This is a genomic window from Paraburkholderia caledonica NBRC 102488 (assembly GCF_000685095.1).
GTDB classification, from domain to species: Bacteria; Pseudomonadota; Gammaproteobacteria; order Burkholderiales; family Burkholderiaceae; genus Paraburkholderia; species Paraburkholderia caledonica.
In genome coordinates this window covers 1-20,207 of record NZ_BAYE01000015.1, presented here as the reverse complement: position 1 = coordinate 20,207, position 20,207 = coordinate 1, and the positions used below count along the sequence as shown (strand labels likewise).

Sequence of the window (20,207 nt, the reverse complement as noted above, 5' to 3'; positions counted from 1 at the left end):
GGAATGCCCTATGACCTTTCGCTTCACCCACCGCACCGGCTCAACCGGTTTTACCGGTTTTCTTCGCGCGGCTGCAAATCCTCTCGGTCTCACGCTCGCGTCGCTTGGCTGTGTGTGGGCGCTGGCGGGTTGCGCGCCGTCGGTCGTCGAACCCGCCGGGCTGAGCAGCGGCGCGCCGCCCATTCGTACAGTCGGGCAGACAGCGCCTCATGCGTTGCAAGGCGGCTACAACGATGGCGACGAGCGCGGCGCTGCACTTGCCCCGAGCTTATCGGCTGCCGAGCCGCGATCCGACGCGCAGTCCGCAGATGACGATTCGCCGGCCGCGCCGGCTTGCGCTTGCAGCAGGCGCTTTCTGCAGACCGGCCTCGCGTCGTGGTACGGGAAGATGTTCCATGGTCGTCGCACCGCGAGTGGCGAGCGCTACAACATGCACGCATTGACCGCGGCGCACCGCACTTTGCCCTTGGGCGCCTGTGTGCGAGTGACGGCAGTGGGGCGAGAACGCTCGGTGATCGTGCGCATTAACGACCGTGGGCCGTTCGTGCACGGACGGATCATCGATCTATCGTATGCCGCTGCGGAGGCGATTGGTGTGAACGTTGCGGGTACCTTGCCCGTCAAGCTCGAACACATTGCGCCCGCGCGTGGTCTGGACGGCGCTCGTCGCTGCGTAGACCGGGCAGCATGAGCGTTGGCCGCTTTCTTTGGCAGGTTCCGCTGCGGCCGGAATACGCGTGACTCATGCGCGAGAGAATGCAGTTCTGGCGTGCGAGTTTCTCGCTTTACGGCCTGGTGTAACAAATCATCGCCGTCTGTAAATGTTCACACGGCCGCACTTTTCATCCCGATGATTCGTTGCCGCGCGGGGTTGCAACGTCGGCGGTTGTTGTTATGGCCTGCGTAATATCTACCGCGTCGTTCGTTACAAACGTAGTTCTTTCATCTTGAGAATCAATTTCTGAGCGGTTAATTTCTGTGCACTCGTGAGGTAGCCCCCGCGAGCGTGTGATGTTTTTTAGCGGCGTCGTCCTGACCAGGCACGACGCCGTTTTTTTTGCTATCGACGGCCGGCGCGCAACGACACACTGGCGTACTGTCGGACAACCGCCTCAGGCGGCGCGCCGGCTGAGCCGCGCGAGACGCGCGGGACGCCCGGGCAAGCGGAGCGCGACACGGTTATTGAGCGGTTGACCAAGATATAACCTGAAAGCTTTGCTCCGCGATTAATTACACGTGGCAACAGTGTGAGGTCGATGTGGCTATCCACTCATCCATTTTCTTTCGACTGGTTTGTACGGACTTGACGGCTTTATTGCGCATCTACAACAGCGGCACCCACCAATTTGACAATCCTTAAACGATTTATTTTGAGACCGTTTCTATACTCACTCAAATTGTCAAATCGCCGCATCCCGAAAAGCTTGTCGCGGTTTGAAAAGACAGGCGCGGGGCTTGTACCGTGCGAGAGAGACCACTTTTTTATATGGCAAGCCCATGCAGGCTGAAACTGGCCGGCGGGACCTGAGAGGCGTCGGGAACGGCGCGCAAAACCGGCAGAAGCGGCATGCGAGCCGACAGCTGCCGCGGAATCGTTTAATGGCATTCAGCAAAGATCGCCCGTCTTTTCGATTATGATTATCGGCGGTTGATAATCGCCGCTCCCAAATCGAAAAATGCGCGCTAATTTTGAGATGGGGTGGCAGCAGGGTTGTACGGGGCGCGAGGCGAAGGACCATTAGTCGAAAGAGAGTCAAACAAACTTCGAACCGAAGATGAATGAAAGGCCGGAAAGCCGGTGCAAGCGAGTACAGGCATCCCGGTCGATCCGCCGGCTTGCCGGTAATGGTCGCGGCCGCTGATGCGCCGCTGCGCCCGTTACCGGCAAACGACGAACGAACGACGAACAAACGACGAAGTCGCGTTGCGGGGTTTTTATGAGAATTGCTGTCCTGGATGACGATTCGGCGCAGGCCGATCTGGTTTGCCAAACAATGTCGGCAGCGGGCCATGTCTGTCACGCATACGGCGCGGGGCGCGAACTGGTGCGGCAGTTGCGGCGCCAGTCATTCGACCTGCTCGTGCTCGACTGGAATGTGCCTGATATGTCGGGCGAGGAAGTCTTGCGCTGGGTGCGAGAAAGCCTGTCAGAACGCTTGCCCGTGCTGTTCATGACGAGCCGCGGCCAGGAGAGCGACATTACGTCGATCCTGAACATCGGCGCCGACGACTACGTCGTCAAGCCAGTCCCGGCCGCCGTACTGCTCGCGCGCGTCGGTTCGCTGCTGCGCCGCGCCTATCACCTGAAGCCGTCGGCGGCGACGGAAGTCTTCGGCGAATTCGAGTTCGATCTGCATGCAAAGCATGTAGTGGTGCGCGGCACCAAGGTGGCGGTCACCCAGAAGGAGTTCGAACTCGCGCTGTTGCTGTTCCAGCATCTGAGCCGGCCGCTGTCGCGCGCGCATATTCTCGACGTCGTCTGGAAGCAGGCGACGGACATTCCGTCGCGCACGATGGACACGCACGTGTCGATGCTGCGCAGCAAGCTCGGCCTGCGGCCCGAACACGGCTACCGTCTGACGCCAATTTACGGCTATGGCTACAGACTGGAGCGGCTGGAGTCAGCGAGCGATACACCGGCAGCCGCAGACCGTTCGCAAGCGGGGCAGGCGTGACGTTTTGCGTCGACGACGCTTCAGTTATACGCGGCAGGACCGGCTCGGCTGGCCGCCGCGCGAGCGCCGTGCTGGCCGCCGCGGGACTCTTCGCCTTCGCCTGCTTCGCGTCCGCTTCGGCACATGCGCAGCCGTCACGCGCGCCAAAGCAGCGCGCGAAAACCGCGCCTCCCGCCTATGTTTCCTATGTGACGCAGGCAGGCGACACGCTCTATGAAATCGCGAGCCGCTATCTCAGCGACACCGCCGACTGGGCCGTGCTCAGTCGCCTGAATCACGTGCCCGCACCGCGTCGCATGCCGGCCGGCATTGCGCTGCGTCTGCCAGCCGACAAACTGAAGCAGGACCCGGAGACGGCACGTTTGATCGCGACGAGCGGTCCGGCCGAACATGCGTCGGGCGGGAGCCCTTATCTGCCGCTCATGACGGGCGCGACGCTTGGCGAAGGCGACCGCATCCGCACCGGGCCCAACGGTTTCGTCACACTGGAGTTGTCCGACGGCTCTCATCTCACGATGACGCAGGACGGCGCGCTCGACATCGACAGGTTGCGGCGGACCACGCTGACGGGCGCGGGCGACCGTCAACTGGAACTGCGCCGCGGGCAGGTCGAGAGCCAGGTCACGCATGCGACGAAAAAAGACGACCGCTTCCAGATCCGTTCGCCTTCGGTGGTTGCGGGCGTGCGTGGAACGCGCTTCAGGGTCGCTTACGACGGCGACGCGCAAACCACGGCTGTCGAAGTGCTGGACGGCGCGGTCGGCGTCGACCCGGTCGCGGCGCTTTCGCGCAAGTCTGCACCGCCGCCAGGCGTGCCGCTGCGGGCGTCGGCGCAACTGCTCACGGCGCGCTTTGGCAGCGTGACGCGAGGCGGCGCCGCGGTAGGCAATGCAGTTGCGCTGCTTCCCGCGCCTGCGCTCAGCGAGCCGGCGAGAGTGCAAGACGGCAAGACGGTGGCTTTCGATCTGATTCCGGCTGAGGCCGCTGCAACCGCCGACACCGCACCAACCTACCGCGTGCAGATCTCTCGCGACGCCGACCAGCTCGACCTCATCCGCGACATTCGTGTGAGCGCGCCACATGCGGACTTCGGCGATCTGGCAGACGGCACGTACTTCGTGCGCATTGCGGCGATCGACGCGAACGGGCTCGAAGGTTTGCCGCAGGTGTATGCCTTCGAGAGACGGCAATTCGCGGTCGGTGCGTCGGCCGCGGCGCGCGTGGGCAGCCACGATTACGAATTTCGCTGGTTCGTGAGCCGCGCGCCGGCGTCGGCGCAAACGCGTTTTCGCTTCGTCATGGCGACGACGGCCAATCTGCGTCATCCGATCGTCGACCGCGCGGATCTGACGGGCGGGCAACTGGTGGTGAGCGATCTGCCGCCAGGCGTCTATTACTGGACCATCGTTGCCGAGCAGTTCGACAACGGCCGCTTGTACGAGACGGCCAGCGCAGTTCGCACGTTCACGCTTGCGCGCTGACGCTGGTAGATTCACTGGCCCGGAAGTGGCCCGGTCCGCTCGCTGTTTTTGGCTTTCTACCTTCTGACATCACGCCTTGCCCAACACATCCACGCGCTTGAGCCTCGACCCGCGCGCCCGTCTCGGACGGCGCGCCGGCCGTCGTTTTCTGATCGAATGGGCGGCTATCGGATGCCTGGGTCTTGTCGTGATCGCGCTCAGTTCGTTGGGTCGCATGAGCGCGAGCGTCGATCATCTGGTGTACGACCGCTTACTGAGTCTGCATGCGCAGGCGGTGCTGCCGGACATCGTCGTGCTGGAAATCGATAATGAAAGCATCGCGCAACTCGGCCGCTGGCCGTGGCCGCGCAGCGTACACGCCCGATTGCTCGAGCAGGTCGCGAAGGCAAAGCCCGCCGCGGTCGTCTACGACGTGCTCTTCACAGAAGCCAATCCCGACGATGCCGAACTTGCCCGCGCCATTGCGCTGAGTCCGACCTATCTGCCGGTGCTCCTCACGGATGTCGGGCGAGGCGCACCGGCTGTCGTCGTCGAACCGGTGGCGCCGCTCGTGCGCGCGGCGGCCGGCCTCGGGCATATCAATCTCGAAGTGGACAGCGACGGCATCGTGCGCAGCGTCGCCCAGTTCGAAGGCGACGCCGACTCGCGCTGGCCGCAGTTGATGCTCACGGTGGCGCGCGCGGCAGAACGCGGCGCGCTAGGGTTGAATGTGCAGTCGGCGAGGCGCGCGTCTCTGGAATCGGCGAGCGACGCAAGCGATCGGGGCACCGGTGCGCGCAACGACGCTGCGAGCGACGGCCGCTTCCTGATCCCGTTCAGCCCGAATGCACAGAGCTACGCGAAGCTCAGTTTCGCGAGCGTGCTCGCGGGCCAGGTCCCGCCCGAGAAATTGCGCGGGCGCATCGTCGTAATCGGCGTGACCGCATCGGGTCTCTACGACCGGTTTGCGACGCCGGTATCCGGTGCATTGGGGCCGCTGCCCGGCGTCTATATCCACGCGAACGTGCTCGATACGCTGCTCACCGGCCGCGAAGTCGCGCCTGCCGCACGATGGCTGCTGCTCGTCGTCTCACTGGCTCCGCTCGCGGCGTTGCTGGCCGGTTTCCTCGTGCTGTCGCCGCGCCGCTCGCTGCTGCTGACGGGCGCGCTGTGCCTGCTCGCGATGTCCGGCAGTGCGATTCTGCTGTACGGCGCGCAGCTGTGGTTGTCGCCCGTGCCCGCGATTCTCGGTGTGGTTGCCGTTTATCCGATCTGGAACTGGCGCCGCCTCGAAATGACGATGGCGTATCTGCGCAAGGAGTTGCAGCGTCTCGCGGACGAACCGCATCTGCTGCCGCAAACGCCGCAAACGCCGCAGCGCCGGCGCCAGTTCGGCGGCGACGTGCTCGAACAGCACATGGCGCTGATGGCGCAAGCCGCCCAACGCGTGCAGGACATGAAGCGCTTTATGTGGGACAGCCTGGACAGCATGCCCGAGCCGATTCTCGTGAGTGACATGCAGGGCATCGTGCTGATCGCGAACCATGCCGCGAAGGCGCACTTTGCACGGCTTGGTGCGCCGATGCCCGAGGGGCGTTCCATGCAGACGGTGCTGGGTGGCCTGACGTTCGTCAAGGCCATCGACAGCGGAGCGGGATCGGATGCCGAAAACGATTTGCTGTCCCGCGCGCACTGGCCCGCGCTGCTCGATCCCACGAGCCGCGAATTTGCCGCACTGATGGCGCAGGGCGTTGAGGTGCGCGACGCCGACGGGCGCGATCATCTGCTGCGTTGCGCGAACTGCACGAACGCTCAGGGCGAGACGACCGGATGGATAGCCGGCCTCGTCGATGTCTCTGCGTTGCACGCCGCCGAGCGCCAGCGCGAAGACGCACTTCGGCTGCTGTCCCACGATATGCGCTCGCCGCAGGCGTCGATCCTGGCCCTCGTCGAGATCGAGCGGGCCCGCGAGAAGCCGGTGCTCGCGCGCGGCTTGCTTGAGCGCATCGAACGTTACGCGCAACGTGCGCTGACACTCGCCGATGACTTCGTACAACTCGCGCGCGCCGAGTCGCAAACCTACATGCTGGAGCCGGTGAATCTCGCTGAGCTGATGATCGACGCGAGCGATGAGGTCTGGCCGCAGGCACACGCGAAGCGGATCGCGTTGCATACGGAAACAGACCTATCGGCAGAAGGCCGCGACATAGGCGATAACGGGGACGAGGGCCACTGGATCTGCGCCGATCGTTCGCTCCTGACGCGTGCCCTCGTCAACATCCTGAACAACGCAGTCAAATACAGTCCGCCCGATACGCATATCACCTGCGAGCTATCGCACGTGGTGCCCGCGCGCACCTCGACGACGGCCGGTTTCACTTCGGCCGTTACATCGGATCGCGCGACGAGACGCGTGTCGTGCACGATCCGCGACCAGGGCTATGGGATACCGCAAGAGCAGCAGGCACAGCTATTCGAACGCTTCAGACGTTTTCACGAAACAGAGCGGCCAGAAGTGGGCGGCGCCGGGCTCGGCATGGCCTTCGTCAAGACCGTGGTCACGCGCCATGGCGGTGAAGTCAACGTGGCGAGCGCGCCCGGGCGGGGCACGGCAGTCACGATCTATCTGCCGGCACTGGAAGAAGCGCAACTGGATCGGCCTGCGAGCCGGCGTCATGACGCCTGAGCGCGCGTCTTATCGAATCGGGGAGCGAATTGTGAAAGCGATGAATGCGATGAAAGCGGTGAACGCGACTCTTGTCTGTATCGCGTTTGCTGTGGCGACGCTCGCCGGATGTACCGGCATGCACGCCGACGTGCACGCCGCGACGCCAGCAGCCGCATTTGCTGGCGAGCGGACGTACACATTCGCGGGTCCGCCGACGCAGGAAGCGCGCGCCGACCATGCGCAGTTCGAAACCGTGCTGCGCGACGAACTCGCGAAGCAGGGTTTCGCGGATACGGCCGAGCGGCCCGCGCATTACGTGCTCTCAGTCGGATACGAGACGCGGCCCGCGCAAATCGGCGTTGGTGTGAGCGACTGTGCGTCTGGCAATTGCGGCCCGCAGACCGACGCATCGGTCTCGCTATTCGGCGCACGCGTTTACCGTCATACGCTCACGCTGCGGTTTTTCGAACGCGAGAGCGGGCGGGAAGTGTACAAGGTCAGCGCAGCCAGTACAGACCGCGACGCCGATCCGCTGCGCGCCACGCCCGCGCTGATCAGAAGCGCCCTAGTGCAATTCCCGTTCGACGCACCAACCGACTGGCGCGTGAAATTGCGCCCGAATCCAAAAGGCAGCCTGCCTGAAGTGGTCTCGGTGATGCCGTTGCAACGATAACGCCGGCTACAGCGGATCGCACGGCGACTGCTCCTGCGGTATCGGATCTTCGGGCCAGCGGTTTTCAAATACGCAATCGGCGAGCGGCGTGCGCTCCGCCCATCGTTCGGTTTGCAGCATCGGCTCGCTATAAAAGCGGTCGACGTGGCCAAGGCATAGTATCGCGACCGGCCGCGCGCCTTCCGGCATGCGCAGCAGCCGACGCACTGCATCGACGTCGAAGAGGGACACCCAGCCCATGCCGAGCCCTTCCGCGCGGGCGGCGAGCCACATGTTCTGGATCGCGCAGGCCACCGATGCGAGGTCCATTTCCGGCAGCGTGCGGCGGCCGAAGATGTGCCGCTCGCGGCCGTCCATCAGCGCCATGACGAGCAGTTCGCCGCACTCCAGCATGCCTTCCACTTTCAGCTTCATGAACTCTTCGCGGCGCTTGCCGAGCGCGTCGGCGGTGGCCAGCCGTTCGCTTTCGACGTTCGCATGCAAGGCAATACGCAAGGCGGGATCGGTGATGCGCGCGATGCGCCACGGCTGCATGAAGCCCACGCTCGGCGCGTGATGCGCGGCATCGAGCAGACGCTGCAATACCGCGGCATCGACGGAATCGCGCACGAAGTGGCGCATGTCGCGGCGCTCGTAAATCGCGCGATAAACCGCGTCGCGGTCGGCTTCGTTAAAAGGCTTCGCCATTGAACAGAGCGGCCGTGAAGGCCGGGTTGGAGGGCCAGTAAGCGTGCATGTAAGTCGCGACAATCGAGCCGACGCGATATATCGCCTCGCCGGGTGCATCGCCTTGAGGCCGCGTGGCTGAGCGCAACGGCGAAAGCGGCGTGCCGAGCTTCGAGTAGTGAAACGTGTGGCCGGTCACTGGGCCATGCATGCTGTCGATCTGCTGCATGCCGAGCGCGGTGAAGCGTGTTTGCATCGTCGCGTGACCAGGCAGCAAGCCGAGCATCGACGTGCTGACACCTTGTGTGTCAGTGAGCCTATCGAGTAGATAGAGCATGCCGCCGCATTCGGCGACGAGCGGTTTGCCAGCCGCCGCGTGCGCGCGGATCGCCGCGGCGCTGCGGGCATTCGCGGCGAGCGCCGCGGCGTGCAGTTCAGGATATCCGCCGGGCAGGTACAGCGCATCGGTGTGGGAGGGCGGCGCTTCGTCAGCGAGCGGCGAAAAGTAGTGAATGTGGGCGCCGAGCGCTTCGAGCAGCGCGACATTGGCCGGGTAGATGAACGAAAACGCGGCATCGCGCGCGATGGCGATTTTCCTGTTGTCCAGAAGGCGGGGAAGTACTTGTGGCGTAGCCGCGCCAAACTCCACCGCGGGCGGCAGCCCGGCCAGCGCTGTATGACTCAGCGCATCGGCGGCGCGATCCAGACGCGCGTCGAGATCGTCGATTTCCGCGGCCTGATGCAAGCCGAGGTGGCGATCGGGCAATTCGATTTCATCGCTGGCGGTAATGTGCCCGCACCAGTGCAGCGTCGGCGGCAACGCCTCTTCGAGCATCTGCGCGTGACGCGAGGAACCGACGCGGTTTGCGAGCACGCCATGAAACGGCACCTGGGGCCGGAAATTCGCGAGGCCGAACGCGACCGCGCCGAAGGTCTGCGCCATCGCCTTCGCCGAAATCACCGCGAGTACCGGCACACCGAACTCGGCTGCCAGATCGGCGCTGCTCGGCGTGCCGTCGAAGAGGCCCATCACCCCCTCGATCAGGATCAGGTCGGCTTCGTCCGCGGCCTGCGCGAGAAGATTGCGGCAGGCGTCCTTGCCGACCATCCACAGATCCAGCGACAGCACGGGCGCGCCGCTTGCGCGCGAGAGGATCATTGGATCGAGAAAGTCGGGCCCGGTCTTGAACACGCGCACACGCCGTCCCAGTCGCCGATGGTAGCGCGCGAGGCCCGCGGTGATCGTGGTCTTGCCTTGACCCGACGCGGGCGCGCTAATAAAGAGCGCAGGGCAGGCGGACACGTTCAGAACTCCACGCCGCGCTGCGCCTTGACGCCTTGCTCGCGATACGGATGCTTGACGATGCGCATCTCGGTGACGAGGTCGGCGGCTTCGATCAGCGCATCGGGCGCGTGGCGGCCCGTCACGACCACATGCAGCATCGCCGGACGCGCGTTGATGACGGACAGCACTTCGTCGAGCGGCAGATATTCGTACTTGAGCACGGTGTTCAGTTCGTCGAGGATGACCATCTGATAGTCGCCGCTTTCAATCATCCTGCGTGCTTCGTCCCAGCCTTTGCGCGCGGTGGCCATGTCGGCGTCGCGGTTCTGCGTGTTCCAGGTGTAGCCGTCGCCCATCGTCACGAAGTCGCAATTTGCAATCGCGCCGAGGAAGTCGCGCTCCGACGTATGCAGCGCGCCCTTGATGAACTGCACGACGCCAAGCCGCATGCCGTGGCCGAGCACACGCACGGCCATGCCGAAAGCGGCAGTTGTCTTGCCCTTGCCGGTGCCCGTGTTGACGATCAACAGGCCTTTTTCGACGGTCGCGTTGGCCTGCTTCTTTTCATGGCCTTCGCGCCGGCGTTCGGTCATGCGTTGGTGGGACTCGGGATCGGTCTTCATGGAAGGTCCTGTTGGATGGTGGTGACACTGTGTGCTGGTGCGGTCGATGCGATCGCCACGGTGACACCAGCGTAAACGGTTTTGCGAGCGATCAGATGTGCGGTGCGACCGGCGGCCACCGCGAGCAGCGCGCACGGTTCGCATACGCCGTCCACACCGAGATGCTCGCGCGCGGCGGCCGACGGTTCGTGCACGCGAATCGCGAGAATCTGCTCGCGGTTGAACACTTGCAGCGCGAACCCGTGACGCGCGCAGAACTCCAGCAGGCCCGGTTCGTCCGCTTTCGTTCCAATTGAGGCTACCGTTGCAATCTGTTCGAAGGTGTGCGAACCGAGCGCGGCGCGCACCGCCGTTTCGATCTCGTCCGCCGATGTATGCAGGCGGCAGCCGATGCCCACGCTAAGCGTTTTCATTTCGCGTCCGGCGAAGATGCCGTATCTGATGAGCTTGCCGCGGCGGCACGCGCGAGCGCGAGCGACGCCACGCCGCCTATCACCACGATCGCAGGTGAGCCGAGTCCCGCGCGCGCGACGGCATCGGCAAATTCGCCTAGCCTCGAAAGCGCATGGCGTTGCTCCGGACGCGTAGCCGACTCGATCGCCGCACACGGCGTGTCGGCGCGCATGCCGGCTGCGAGCAATGCGCCGACGATATCGTTCAGACGCCGCATGCCCATGTAGATGACGAGCGTCATGTGGGTGGCGGCGAGCGCGCCCCAATCCGGTTCGCTGCTGCCCGCGCCGTGGCCGGTCACGAATATCACGCCTTGCGCATGATCGCGGTGTGTAACCGGAATGCCGATAGCTGCGGGCGCCGCGATTCCGGCTGTGATCCCGCTGACAATCTCCACCTCGATACCGGCCGCATGCAGCGCCTGCTGCTCTTCGCCGCCTCTGCCGAATACGAACGGGTCGCCGCCCTTGAGTCGCGCGACGCTGCGCCCAGCATGCAGATGCTCGAGCATTTGCGCGACGATGCCTTCTTGCGGCGTCGACGGATGACCGCCGCGTTTGCCGACATAAACAATAAACGCGTCGGCGCGCGCGAATTGCAGCACGTCGTAATTCACGAGATCGTCGACGAGTATCACGTCGGCTTGTGCGAGGGCGCGCGTTGCCTTCAACGTCATCAGTTCGACGTCGCCGGGCCCTGCGCCGATCAGCCACGCGCGTGTCATCGCGCCTCGCTAACCGTGCACGGCAACGACGTTGCGCGTCCCGCCGGCGTACGCCATGCGGTGCCGCATGCGAACGGGCCCAGGTGATTGGAGATCGAAGTCATTCAAGCGGTGTCTTCACGCACGACGGCACGCGCGGGTGCGAACCCGGTCGCCTCGTCGTGCTTCAGCGCCTTCACATCCGTCCCTCGCGGATTCCGGCTGCCGGCGGCGTGACGTCGAGAAACGCACGGCCGCCTCCGCATCTGGCCGGTATCCGGGCTGGCGGCCTCACGCGCTTTGCCTTCCCGCCCGCATTCATTCGAATGTATCGGACAGTGGCATCGAAAACGCATGCGCGGTGCAGCATGAACATTGCACCGCAGGTCGCTTACCGTTGCGGGGACAGCACAGATTGAGCGCGGGAGCGCTGCCTGTTTCCCGTTTAACTGCACACGCGAATGCATGTGCGGGCACCAAACGCGCGCATACGATAGCACACGAGAAGCCCGTGCGATAAGCGCGCCGGGCCCGCGTTTCCTTGACGGCGCCAGACGGTCGGCCTAAACTCGCACGCACTTCTGGTGCTCGTGTGCGCGCTCGTGCGCATGCAGTTAAACGGGAAACAGGGCACCCGCCTGTCACGGTTTGGGTCAACCTGTGCTGCCCCCGCAACGGTAAGCGAAAAGTGACGTCATGGCGGTTTGCGTGGCGTCGCAGTGCCGGCTTCGGTGTCCACGCGCAAGGCCGCGTGGGCATATCACCACTGGGCGAGAAATCACTCGTTCGGGAAGGGGAAGCGGCGCTTTCGCCAGCCCGGATACCGGCCGGAACACGAAGGGCGAACGTCGCGGGGATGCGGCGCTGCGCTCATGCCCTCACACCCGTTTTCTGCGTTTTTCCTGTTGTAGCAAGGTCGTCGTTCATGCCTGAGGCACGCGCTGGACCTCATGCGTGCGGGCTACGCCGGCCGGCGCCTGCAACTCCTGGGATGGACCTCACGATGCAAACTCAAATGCGCAAGATCCCCGTCACGATCGTCACGGGCTTTCTCGGCAGCGGCAAGACCACTCTGTTGCGGCACATTCTCCAGCACGCGGGCGGCAAGCGCATCGCGGTGATCGTTAACGAGTTCGGCGAACTTGGTATCGACGGCGAAATCCTGAAGGGTTGCGGCATCGGTTGCGACGAGAATGGTGTCGAATCGGAAGGGCAACTGTATGAACTCGCGAACGGTTGCCTCTGCTGCACGGTGCAGGAGGAGTTCTTTCCGGTGATGGAAAAGCTCGTTGAGCGCCGTGAGCAGATCGACCATGTGCTGATCGAAACCTCGGGTCTCGCGTTGCCGAAGCCTCTCGTACAGGCGTTCAACTGGCCGCAGATCAAAAACAGTTTTACCGTCGATGCGGTGATTACCGTGGTCGACGGCCCCGCTGCCGCGAGCGGCCAGTTCGCGGAAAACCCGCTCGCTGTCGACGCGCAGCGCAAAGCGGATCCCAATCTGGATCATGAATCGCCGCTGCACGAGTTGTTCGAAGATCAGTTGGCTTCAGCCGATCTGGTGATTCTGAACAAAACAGATCTGCTCGATGAGGCTCGTCAGAACGCGGTCGAAGCCGTGATCCGCGAGGAGATTCCGCCGCAAGTGAAGGTCGTGCGCGCGCACATGGGGCAGCTCGATCTGCACACGTTGTTCGGGCTCGAAGCGGCATCCGAAGAAACGATTCACTTGCGCCACGACCATCACGGTTCGGCGGACGACGCGGACCATCACCACGATGAATTCGATTCGGTAGTGGTGCATGCAAACGTGCTGTCGCGTGACGCAGTAATCGCCGCACTGCAAACGCTTGTTCAGAGCAACACGATCTACCGTGTAAAGGGTTTCGCGGCCTTGCCGGGCGCAGCAATGCGTCTCGTGATTCAGGGCGTGGGCCGGCGCTTCGACAGCTATTTCGACCGGCGCTGGCAACCTGGGGAGGCGGGCGAAAGCCGCTTCGTGCTGATCGGTGAAGACCTCGATCAAGCTGCGCTGCAGCGCGCGTTCGACGCGGCGCTGGGCATATCGAACGCTCAGGTTCCGGGCGTCGCAGCGCAGCAGGCGTAAGCGCACATGCATCTTCTGCGCACCACGCCGGGCGGTTTCGTCGACGATACGCAGGGCGTGATCCGTATCGATCAGCGGCCTGCGGATATCGTCGTGCTCAGTTCTGCGGACACCACGTTGTCGCTGCTGGCAAGCGTGTTTCCTCGTCTCGGCGACGGCTTTCCCACCGTGCGCCTCGCGAACGTAACGTATCTGCGGCAACCGGCGTCGGTGGATTTCTACGTCGAAGACGTGTTGCAACACGCGCGCGTTGTCGTAGTCGATCATCTTGGCGGCGAGGCGTATTGGCCGTACGGTATCGAACAGGTCGTCGCGCTAGCGGAGCGCAAACAGCAAACGCTCGCGATGTTTTCGGGCGATCTGCAGGAAGATCCCAATCTGCTTGCGCGCAGCACCGCGGACGCAGATCTATGCCATCAGTTGTGGCGTTATTTGCGGGAAGGCGGTCCCCAGAATGCCGAGGCGTTTCTGCGCTGCATTGCGCATCGCGCGCTCGGTTGGGGACACGAGCCTGCGCCGCCCCGCGCGTTGCCGGCCGCGTCGCTTTACCATCCACAACGCGACACGCCGACAATCGCCGACTGGCAAGCGCGCTGGCGGCACGATGCGCCCGTCGCGGCGATACTGTTTTACAAGGCGCATCTTCAGGCGGCCAACACAGCGGTGTTCGACGCGCTGGTCGAAGCGCTCGAAGCACAAGGCGTGAACCCGCTGCCAATCGCGATTACGTCGTTGAAGGACGCGGTGAGTCGCGAAGTCGTGCAGTCGTTGTGCGCGCAACATGACGCGGCGCTCGTGCTCAACACGACTGCGTTCGCCGCTTCCGCGATCGATGATCCCGAACCGCTCGCGCTCGCCGGCGACGCGCCTGTGCTTCAGGTGATCCTGAGCGGCGGCAACCGCGAGGACTGGCTCAAGGACAATCAAGGCCTTAATTCGCGCGACATCGCCATGCATATCGCGCTGCCCGAAGTGGACGGTCGCATCATTACGCGCGCGATCAGTTTCAAGGGACTCGCGTATCGCTGTCCGCATACGGAAGTCGACGTGGTGCGTTATCAGCCGGATCGCGAACGCGTGAGCTTTATTGCCGAGTTGAGCCGCCGCTGGTGCCGCCTGCGCTCGCTCGACAACGCGGACAAGAAACTCGCGCTGATTCTCGCCAACTATCCGATGAGCGAGGGGCGCATTGGCAATGGAGTCGGACTGGATACGCCGGCGTCGGTAGTCGGCATTCTGTCGATGTTGCGCGACGAAGGCTATCGCGTAGCAACCGTGCCCGAAAACGGCGACGCGCTATTGCAGAAGCTGACCGAGGGCGTGACGAACGATCCCGTGGTGCGCGATCTGCGGCCCGCTTTGCAAAGCTTTGCGCTTGGCGATTACCTCACACATTTCAACGCGCTGCCCGCCGAAGCGCGCAACGCGTTGAATGCGCGTTGGGGTCCGCCGGAGCACGACCCGAGCGTGCGGCACGGCCGTTTCATGATTGCGGGTTGGCGTTGCGGGCACGTATTCGTGGGCATTCAGCCGTCGCGTTCGCGCGAGCAAGGCGATTACGCGAGCTATCACGACGCCGAGCTCGTGCCGCCGCATGCGTATCTCGCGTTCTATTTCTGGCTGCGTCATCAGTTCGGCATCGACGCGGTCGTGCATGTCGGCAAGCATGGCAACCTCGAATGGCTTCCCGGCAAGAGTGTTGCGTTAAGCGATACGTGCTGGCCGGATCTGATTCTCGGGCCCATGCCGCATCTGTATCCGTTCATCGTCAACGATCCGGGCGAGGGCAGTCAGGCCAAGCGCCGCGCGCAAGCTGTCATTGTCGATCATCTGATGCCGCCGCTCACGCGCGCCGAAAGCTACGGTCCGTTGCAGGACCTCGAGCGCCAGGTCGACGAATACTATGAAGCGCTGATGGTCGACCCGCGCCGCTCGAAACTGTTACGGCGCACGATTCTTGCGACTATCGTCGAACATAAGCTGCATGAAGAATTGAGCCTGTCCGAGCCGAAAGGTGAAGACGACGAAGATGCGTTGCTCACGCGCGTCGATGCGTGGCTGTGTGAATTGAAAGAAGCGCAGATTCGCGATGGTTTGCACACGTTCGGCCAATCGCCGCAAGCAGTGCAACGACGCGATACGCTGCTTGCGCTAGCGCGTTTTCCCGTCGGCGATGGGCAAGGTGGCAACGCAGGGTTGATCGATGCGTTGGCGCGCGATCTGCAGATCGATCATTTCTTCGACCCGCTATCGGTCGATTGGTCCGCGGCCTGGACAGGTCCGCGTCCTGACATTCTGCAACACGTCAGCGATGCGCCCTGGCGGCATTGCGGCGATACGCGCGAGCGTCTGGAACTGTTCGCAGCGGAAATGCTGCGGAGCCTATGCGAACCGCAAGCGCATGCGGATACGGCGAACGCGTTGGCGGAGGCGCCGCTGCCGCAGGCCTGGCGCGTGATCGAGCGCTTGCGAAACGACGTGCTGCCTCGGCTCGACGCATGCGGTACCCAGGAGATGACGCATCTCAGGCGCGGTCTCGAAGGGCGTTTCGTGCCGCCGGGGCCGAGCGGTTCGCCATCGCGTGGCAGACCCGATGTACTGCCGACCGGCCGAAATTTCTATTCGGTCGACACGCGAGCGGTCCCAACGCAAGCGGCCTGGTCGCTGGGACTGAAGTCGGCGCAGCAGTTGATCGAGCGGCATTTGCAGGAGCACGGCGATTACCCGCGTGCGATCGGTCTGTCTGTGTGGGGCACCGCGACGATGCGCACCGGCGGCGACGACATTGCGCAAGCGCTCGCATTACTTGGGGTACGACCCAAATGGGCGCCGGGCAGCCATCGCGTGACCGACTTCGAAATCATGCCGATCGAAGCGTTCGACCGGCCGCGCATCGACGTCACGCTACGTGTATCCGGTTTTTTCCGCGACGCGTTTGCGAACGTGATGCATCTGTTCGATGCTGCGGTTCAAGCCGTTGCAGAACTGGATGAACCTGCAGAACTGAACCCGATTCGCGAGCGTGTGCTGCGGGAACGCGATGCGTTGATCGCACACGGTATGGACGCGGCCGAGGCTCGCAAGCGCGCCGGCTGGCGCGTATTCAGTGCGCGTCCGGGCGCTTACGGCGCCGGTTTGCAGGACATGATCGACTCGCAACAATGGCAGACCGATTCCGACCTCGCGAATGCATATCAGGCTTGGGGCGGTTATGCGTACACGCAGAAAAGCGCCGGCGAAGAAGCGCATCACGCATTCGGCACACGCCTCGCCGCGATGGATGTCGTATTGCAGAATCAGGACAACCGCGAACACGATCTGCTCGATTCGAACGACTACTATCAGTTTCAGGGCGGCATGGTCGCAGCCGTGCGCCATCTTGCCGGCAATCAGCCGAGCGTTTATCACGCCGACCATAGCAACCCCGCCGCGCCGCGCGTTCGCACGCTTCACGAGGAAATCGCGCGCGTAGTGCGCTCGCGCGTGGTCAACCCGAAATGGATCGACGGTGTAAAGCGCCATGGTTATAAAGGCGCTTCTGAAATTGCAGCAACGGTCGATTATCTCTATGGCTATGATGCGACCGCGCGCGTGGTCGCGGACCATCAATATGCGCTCGTCACCGATGCTTATCTGAACGATGCGGATACGCGCGAGTTCTTGCAACGGCACAATCCGCATGCGTTACATTCGATTTGCGAGCGCCTGCTGGAAGCGATGCAGCGCGGTCTGTGGCAGACGCCCGGCGACTATCGCGCGCAGGTCGAACAGCATCTGCTCGCGAGCGAACAGCAGATTGAAGGAATGCAATCATGAATGCAGCCACGCAAGATGCGCGGCCAAATCCTGCGCAAAGCCCCGCGCAAAGGCCGGCGTTTCCTTTCTCCGCATTGATCGGTCAGGCGCCGTTGCAGCAGGCGCTGTTGCTCGCGGCGATCGATCCGGGGCTCGGCGGCGTGCTGGTGAGCGGGCCGCGAGGCACGGCTAAGTCGACCGCGGCGCGCGCGCTCGCCGAACTGCTGCCGGAAGGGCAACTGGTTAATCTGCCGCTGGGCGCGAGCGAGGATCGTCTGATCGGCACGCTCGATATCGAAACCGTACTGCGCGACGGCTCCGTGCGTTTTTCGCCGGGTCTGCTGGCCAAGTCGCATCGTGGCGTGCTGTATGTGGATGAAGTGAACCTATTGCCCGATGCGCTCGTCGACGCGTTGCTCGACGTCGCAGCGAGCGGTGTGAACACCGTCGAACGCGACGGCGTATCGCATAGTCACGAGGCGAGCTTCGTGCTGATCGGCACCATGAATCCCGAAGAGGGCGAGTTGCGGCCGCAATTGATCGACCGCTTCGGCTTGATGGTCGAGTTGCAGAACTGTTTCGAGCCGAGCGTGCGTGAAGAGATCGTGAAGGCGCGGCTCGCGTACGATCTCGATCCGGTGGCCTTTCGCGCCCGTTACGCTCGTGAGCAGGCGTATTACGTCGAGCGGATCCGTGCGGCACGCAACAAGCTCGCGCAGCTTTCTTTCGACGACGCCGTGCATGCGCATGTCAGCGCGTTGTGTATCGACGCCGCAGTAGACGGCTTGCGCGCCGACCTGGTGATGCTCCGCGCCGCGCGAGCGCTCGCGGCGCTGGAGCAGAGCGATGCTGTGACGTCGCAGCATGTGGATTGCGTCGCCGAAGCGGTGCTGGTGCACAGGCGGCGTCAGCGCGATACGTCGACTGCTGACAATGCGGCTGGTGGCGAAGCAATCTCGCGTGATTTACCGCGGAGTTCGGCTATGCCTTCATCGTCTGATGTCGAGGCCGGCGATGGCGACTGGGGTTATCTGCCGCCGCAGCCATCCGCGACGACGCGCGTCAAAGGCGTCATACCGCTTAACGTAAAAAAACGCTGAGCCATCGGAAGGGCGCCGCCGCTGACTCGCGCAGCGGTTTCCGATGGCGGCAACAGGCGCAGACGCACTCGCGGTTGTACAGCGATGCGCGTGCAGATCCGCGTGGCAAGCTAACGCGGCGTATCGCATGGCCGCAGACGTTTGCTGCGAGTGGACAGCGACGAGCGAAAGAGCAGCGGGAAGAGCGCGGGCAACCCGCGCTGCGTGCCGAAGATTTGCGTTTCGTGCGCGAGACGCCGTCCGGCGGTGTGCTGCACTGCTTCGTGCTCGACTGCTCCGGCTCGATGCTGGCCGGTCAGCGCCTCGCACTCGCGAAAGGTCTGCTGATTGCGCTATTCGACCGTGCGAGTGCAATGCGTGCCGAGGCTGCGCTGATCTGCTTCGGCGGAGCCGGCGCAGACCTGCGCTTTGGCCCAGCAGTGCCGCGCTGGTGGAACGAGCGTTGGCTTGAGCCCGTCGGCGGTGGCGGCGGGACGCCGTTCGCAGCGGGCATTCGACATGCAACGCAGTTGCTCGGGCGCAGCGCGCGCCGCAACCCGGCGCAACAGCGCTGGCTTTGGGTCCTGACTGACGGCCGCACGACTGATCAAGCGACGCGCCCGCTGGATGCAGACGAAGTCGTATTCGTCGACTTCGAGCGCGGCGCGATACGGCTCGGCCGCTGCGAGCGGATGGCGAGCGCGTGGGGCGCACGCCGCGTCACGCCGGAAGAACTGATTGGTTGATAGGCAAGCGCGCTTCGCGCACTGCTTGCTGCGGGCTTATTTGAAGCCGTGCGACCACTGCTGCACATCGTCCTGACGATCGAACACGAAGACCTTTAACGCTATCTGCTGAGCCGGTTCGAGTTGATCGAATTCGAGTCCATGTACCGAAGAAGTATCGGCGCCGGTGCTTTTCTGCAGGTTTCGGATCACGGCCGTGGTCTGTATCTCTGTGTCCATCTCCTCCGATCCGAGCCGGAAAGCCACGCGCAATCGGTCGCCGGCGGCACCCAAGGCCCACGGCGCCATCAGCGACATGCCAAGCGCGCTGAGGCTCTTCGCTACGCCGAGACCGTCGTACGTGTCCCCGGTTTCGCCGATGCCGAAGCGCACCGCGAAATGCGTTTGAACGCGTATCGACTTGCGTTCGCGCAGACGCCGGATGGGGCCGGGGCGCGATAGCACCACATAATCGAACGGAGAGCGGCAGACGGCTTCGACGGTGCATACGAATCGGAACACCGCTTGGCTTGCAATCGCGACGATGTCGATGTTTTCGCCGAGGCTGAGCGCAAGCATGCGGCCCTGCTGAAGCGGCGGAGTGATGAACACCGAATGATTCGGCGCAAAACCGATGATGCGGCATGGATGCATGGGTGCACCGCTGCCCAATTGCAGGCGTACGCCAACCAATGCACCGATTTCGACGTGCATGTCGGCGAGCGTCAGCGGTGTTTGCGCTTCGGCATGCGTATCCGCTACGGCTGCTGGCTGTGCTGTCGCGTCCGCCAGGTCGCCGCGGCGCGGCTGGAAGTGCTTGAAGAGAAAGGTTTTTTCGTCGGCTGTCGCGAGAACTGTGGCGCTTGCGAAAAGCAGCGAGCCGTCTGCATCGACGATCGGCCATTCGAGCGGTGTGCCTACCGGTACCGCGTCGGCGCTGAGGACCGACGAAGGCGCTGCTGGCGCGGGATTCGGGACTTGCTGGTCGGCTGATTCGTCCATTGAGCAGCGATCGTTCGAGTGGCGGGATATCCAGTTTAACGGCGACCGGTGAGAGAGCTTTAATTGGTGCGGGACCGTAGGGGCAGTTCTTTCGTGTGTTCGTAATCGGGCAGGCCGGCAAATTGTGTTGGATACCTAACTATTTGCAGGTGTGGGGGAAAAGTACTGCTCGTTCCGTTTTTCAACTTTTTGAAAATAATTGCAGATGAGGGGTTGACGGGCTGCGGGCTGCATCGCATAATTCGCCTCCCGTTTGATGACGGACGCGAAGAAAGCAGAGCTTCTTCACGAAT

General features: G+C 63.5%; 15 protein-coding genes and 2 riboswitches. Of the genes, 9 read left to right on the top strand and 6 right to left on the bottom strand.

From position 1 onward, the window contains the following. Nucleotides 1-10 precede the first annotated feature (10 nt). The 5 genes from BCA01S_RS25230 (at nucleotide 11) to BCA01S_RS25210 (ending at nucleotide 7,476) form a co-directional block, all read left to right on the top strand. On the top strand, nucleotides 11-691 hold the full coding sequence (locus tag BCA01S_RS25230) for a septal ring lytic transglycosylase RlpA family protein (RefSeq protein WP_027779300.1): 681 nt from the start codon (nucleotides 11-13) through the stop codon (nucleotides 689-691). A 1,246-nt stretch (nucleotides 692-1,937) separates the two neighbouring features. Next, a complete protein-coding gene (locus BCA01S_RS25225) occupies nucleotides 1,938-2,675 on the top strand; it encodes a response regulator transcription factor (RefSeq protein ID WP_027779299.1) in 738 nt (245 codons plus the stop codon). Next, nucleotides 2,672-4,156, top strand: a complete 1,485-nt coding sequence (locus BCA01S_RS25220; protein ID WP_027779298.1) for a FecR domain-containing protein — start codon at nucleotides 2,672-2,674, stop codon at nucleotides 4,154-4,156. Before BCA01S_RS25225 ends, BCA01S_RS25220 begins: the two co-directional genes overlap by 4 nt. A gap of 76 nt (nucleotides 4,157-4,232) precedes the next feature. Then, the gene (locus tag BCA01S_RS25215) at nucleotides 4,233-6,821 is read left to right on the top strand and encodes a CHASE2 domain-containing protein (protein ID WP_027779297.1); all 2,589 of its coding nucleotides are present in this window, start codon (nucleotides 4,233-4,235) and stop codon (nucleotides 6,819-6,821) included. Between the two features lie 40 nt (nucleotides 6,822-6,861). Then, complete coding sequence (locus BCA01S_RS25210; protein ID WP_244146065.1) at nucleotides 6,862-7,476, top strand: DUF4136 domain-containing protein; 615 nt, start codon at nucleotides 6,862-6,864, stop codon at nucleotides 7,474-7,476. Between the two features lie 6 nt (nucleotides 7,477-7,482). Here BCA01S_RS25210 and bluB read toward each other — a convergent pair whose 3' ends face one another. From bluB to cobA, 5 genes are read right to left on the bottom strand one after another with little or no spacing between them, the layout of a single operon-like run. Beyond that, entirely contained in the window at nucleotides 7,483-8,163 is a 681-nt protein-coding gene (gene bluB / locus BCA01S_RS25205; RefSeq protein ID WP_027779295.1) for a 5,6-dimethylbenzimidazole synthase, read from the bottom strand. Beyond that, nucleotides 8,147-9,445: a cobyrinic acid a,c-diamide synthase CobB gene (locus BCA01S_RS25200; RefSeq protein ID WP_027779294.1), complete on the bottom strand. Its 1,299-nt coding sequence runs from the start codon at nucleotides 9,443-9,445 to the stop codon at nucleotides 8,147-8,149. The genes bluB and BCA01S_RS25200 overlap by 17 nt, the downstream gene beginning before the upstream one ends. A gap of 2 nt (nucleotides 9,446-9,447) precedes the next feature. Then, complete coding sequence (gene cobO, locus BCA01S_RS25195; protein WP_020071504.1) at nucleotides 9,448-10,050, bottom strand: cob(I)yrinic acid a,c-diamide adenosyltransferase; 603 nt, start codon at nucleotides 10,048-10,050, stop codon at nucleotides 9,448-9,450. Beyond that, a complete protein-coding gene (locus BCA01S_RS25190) occupies nucleotides 10,047-10,463 on the bottom strand; it encodes a cobalamin biosynthesis protein (RefSeq protein WP_027779293.1) in 417 nt (138 codons plus the stop codon). Before BCA01S_RS25190 ends, cobO begins: the two co-directional genes overlap by 4 nt. Continuing rightward, nucleotides 10,460-11,227 carry a uroporphyrinogen-III C-methyltransferase gene (gene cobA, locus BCA01S_RS25185; protein WP_027779292.1) on the bottom strand — a complete coding sequence of 256 codons (768 nt, stop codon included), beginning with the start codon at nucleotides 11,225-11,227 and terminating at the stop codon, nucleotides 10,460-10,462. Before cobA ends, BCA01S_RS25190 begins: the two co-directional genes overlap by 4 nt. Nucleotides 11,228-11,457: 230 nt before the next feature. Further along, nucleotides 11,458-11,702, bottom strand: a riboswitch (cobalamin riboswitch). 69 nt (nucleotides 11,703-11,771) lie between these two features. Next, nucleotides 11,772-12,052, top strand: a riboswitch (cobalamin riboswitch). A 157-nt stretch (nucleotides 12,053-12,209) separates the two neighbouring features. Between cobA and cobW the strand changes: the two genes are divergently transcribed. The 4 genes from cobW to BCA01S_RS25165 all read left to right on the top strand — a co-directional run bounded on the left by cobW (nucleotide 12,210) and on the right by BCA01S_RS25165 (nucleotide 18,933). Continuing rightward, a complete protein-coding gene (cobW, locus tag BCA01S_RS25180) occupies nucleotides 12,210-13,313 on the top strand; it encodes a cobalamin biosynthesis protein CobW (RefSeq protein WP_027779291.1) in 1,104 nt (367 codons plus the stop codon). A 6-nt stretch (nucleotides 13,314-13,319) separates the two neighbouring features. Beyond that, nucleotides 13,320-17,129 carry a cobaltochelatase subunit CobN gene (cobN, locus tag BCA01S_RS25175; RefSeq protein ID WP_027779290.1) on the top strand — a complete coding sequence of 1,270 codons (3,810 nt, stop codon included), beginning with the start codon at nucleotides 13,320-13,322 and terminating at the stop codon, nucleotides 17,127-17,129. After that, complete coding sequence (locus BCA01S_RS25170; RefSeq protein WP_027779289.1) at nucleotides 17,126-18,208, top strand: magnesium chelatase ATPase subunit I; 1,083 nt, start codon at nucleotides 17,126-17,128, stop codon at nucleotides 18,206-18,208. Before cobN ends, BCA01S_RS25170 begins: the two co-directional genes overlap by 4 nt. A gap of 74 nt (nucleotides 18,209-18,282) precedes the next feature. Beyond that, nucleotides 18,283-18,933, top strand: coding sequence for a vWA domain-containing protein (locus tag BCA01S_RS25165; RefSeq protein ID WP_027779288.1), 651 nt, complete (start codon nucleotides 18,283-18,285; stop codon nucleotides 18,931-18,933). A gap of 36 nt (nucleotides 18,934-18,969) precedes the next feature. Here BCA01S_RS25165 and BCA01S_RS25160 read toward each other — a convergent pair whose 3' ends face one another. Continuing rightward, nucleotides 18,970-19,914: a flagellar brake protein gene (locus BCA01S_RS25160; RefSeq protein ID WP_027779287.1), complete on the bottom strand. Its 945-nt coding sequence runs from the start codon at nucleotides 19,912-19,914 to the stop codon at nucleotides 18,970-18,972. Nucleotides 19,915-20,207 lie beyond the last annotated feature (293 nt).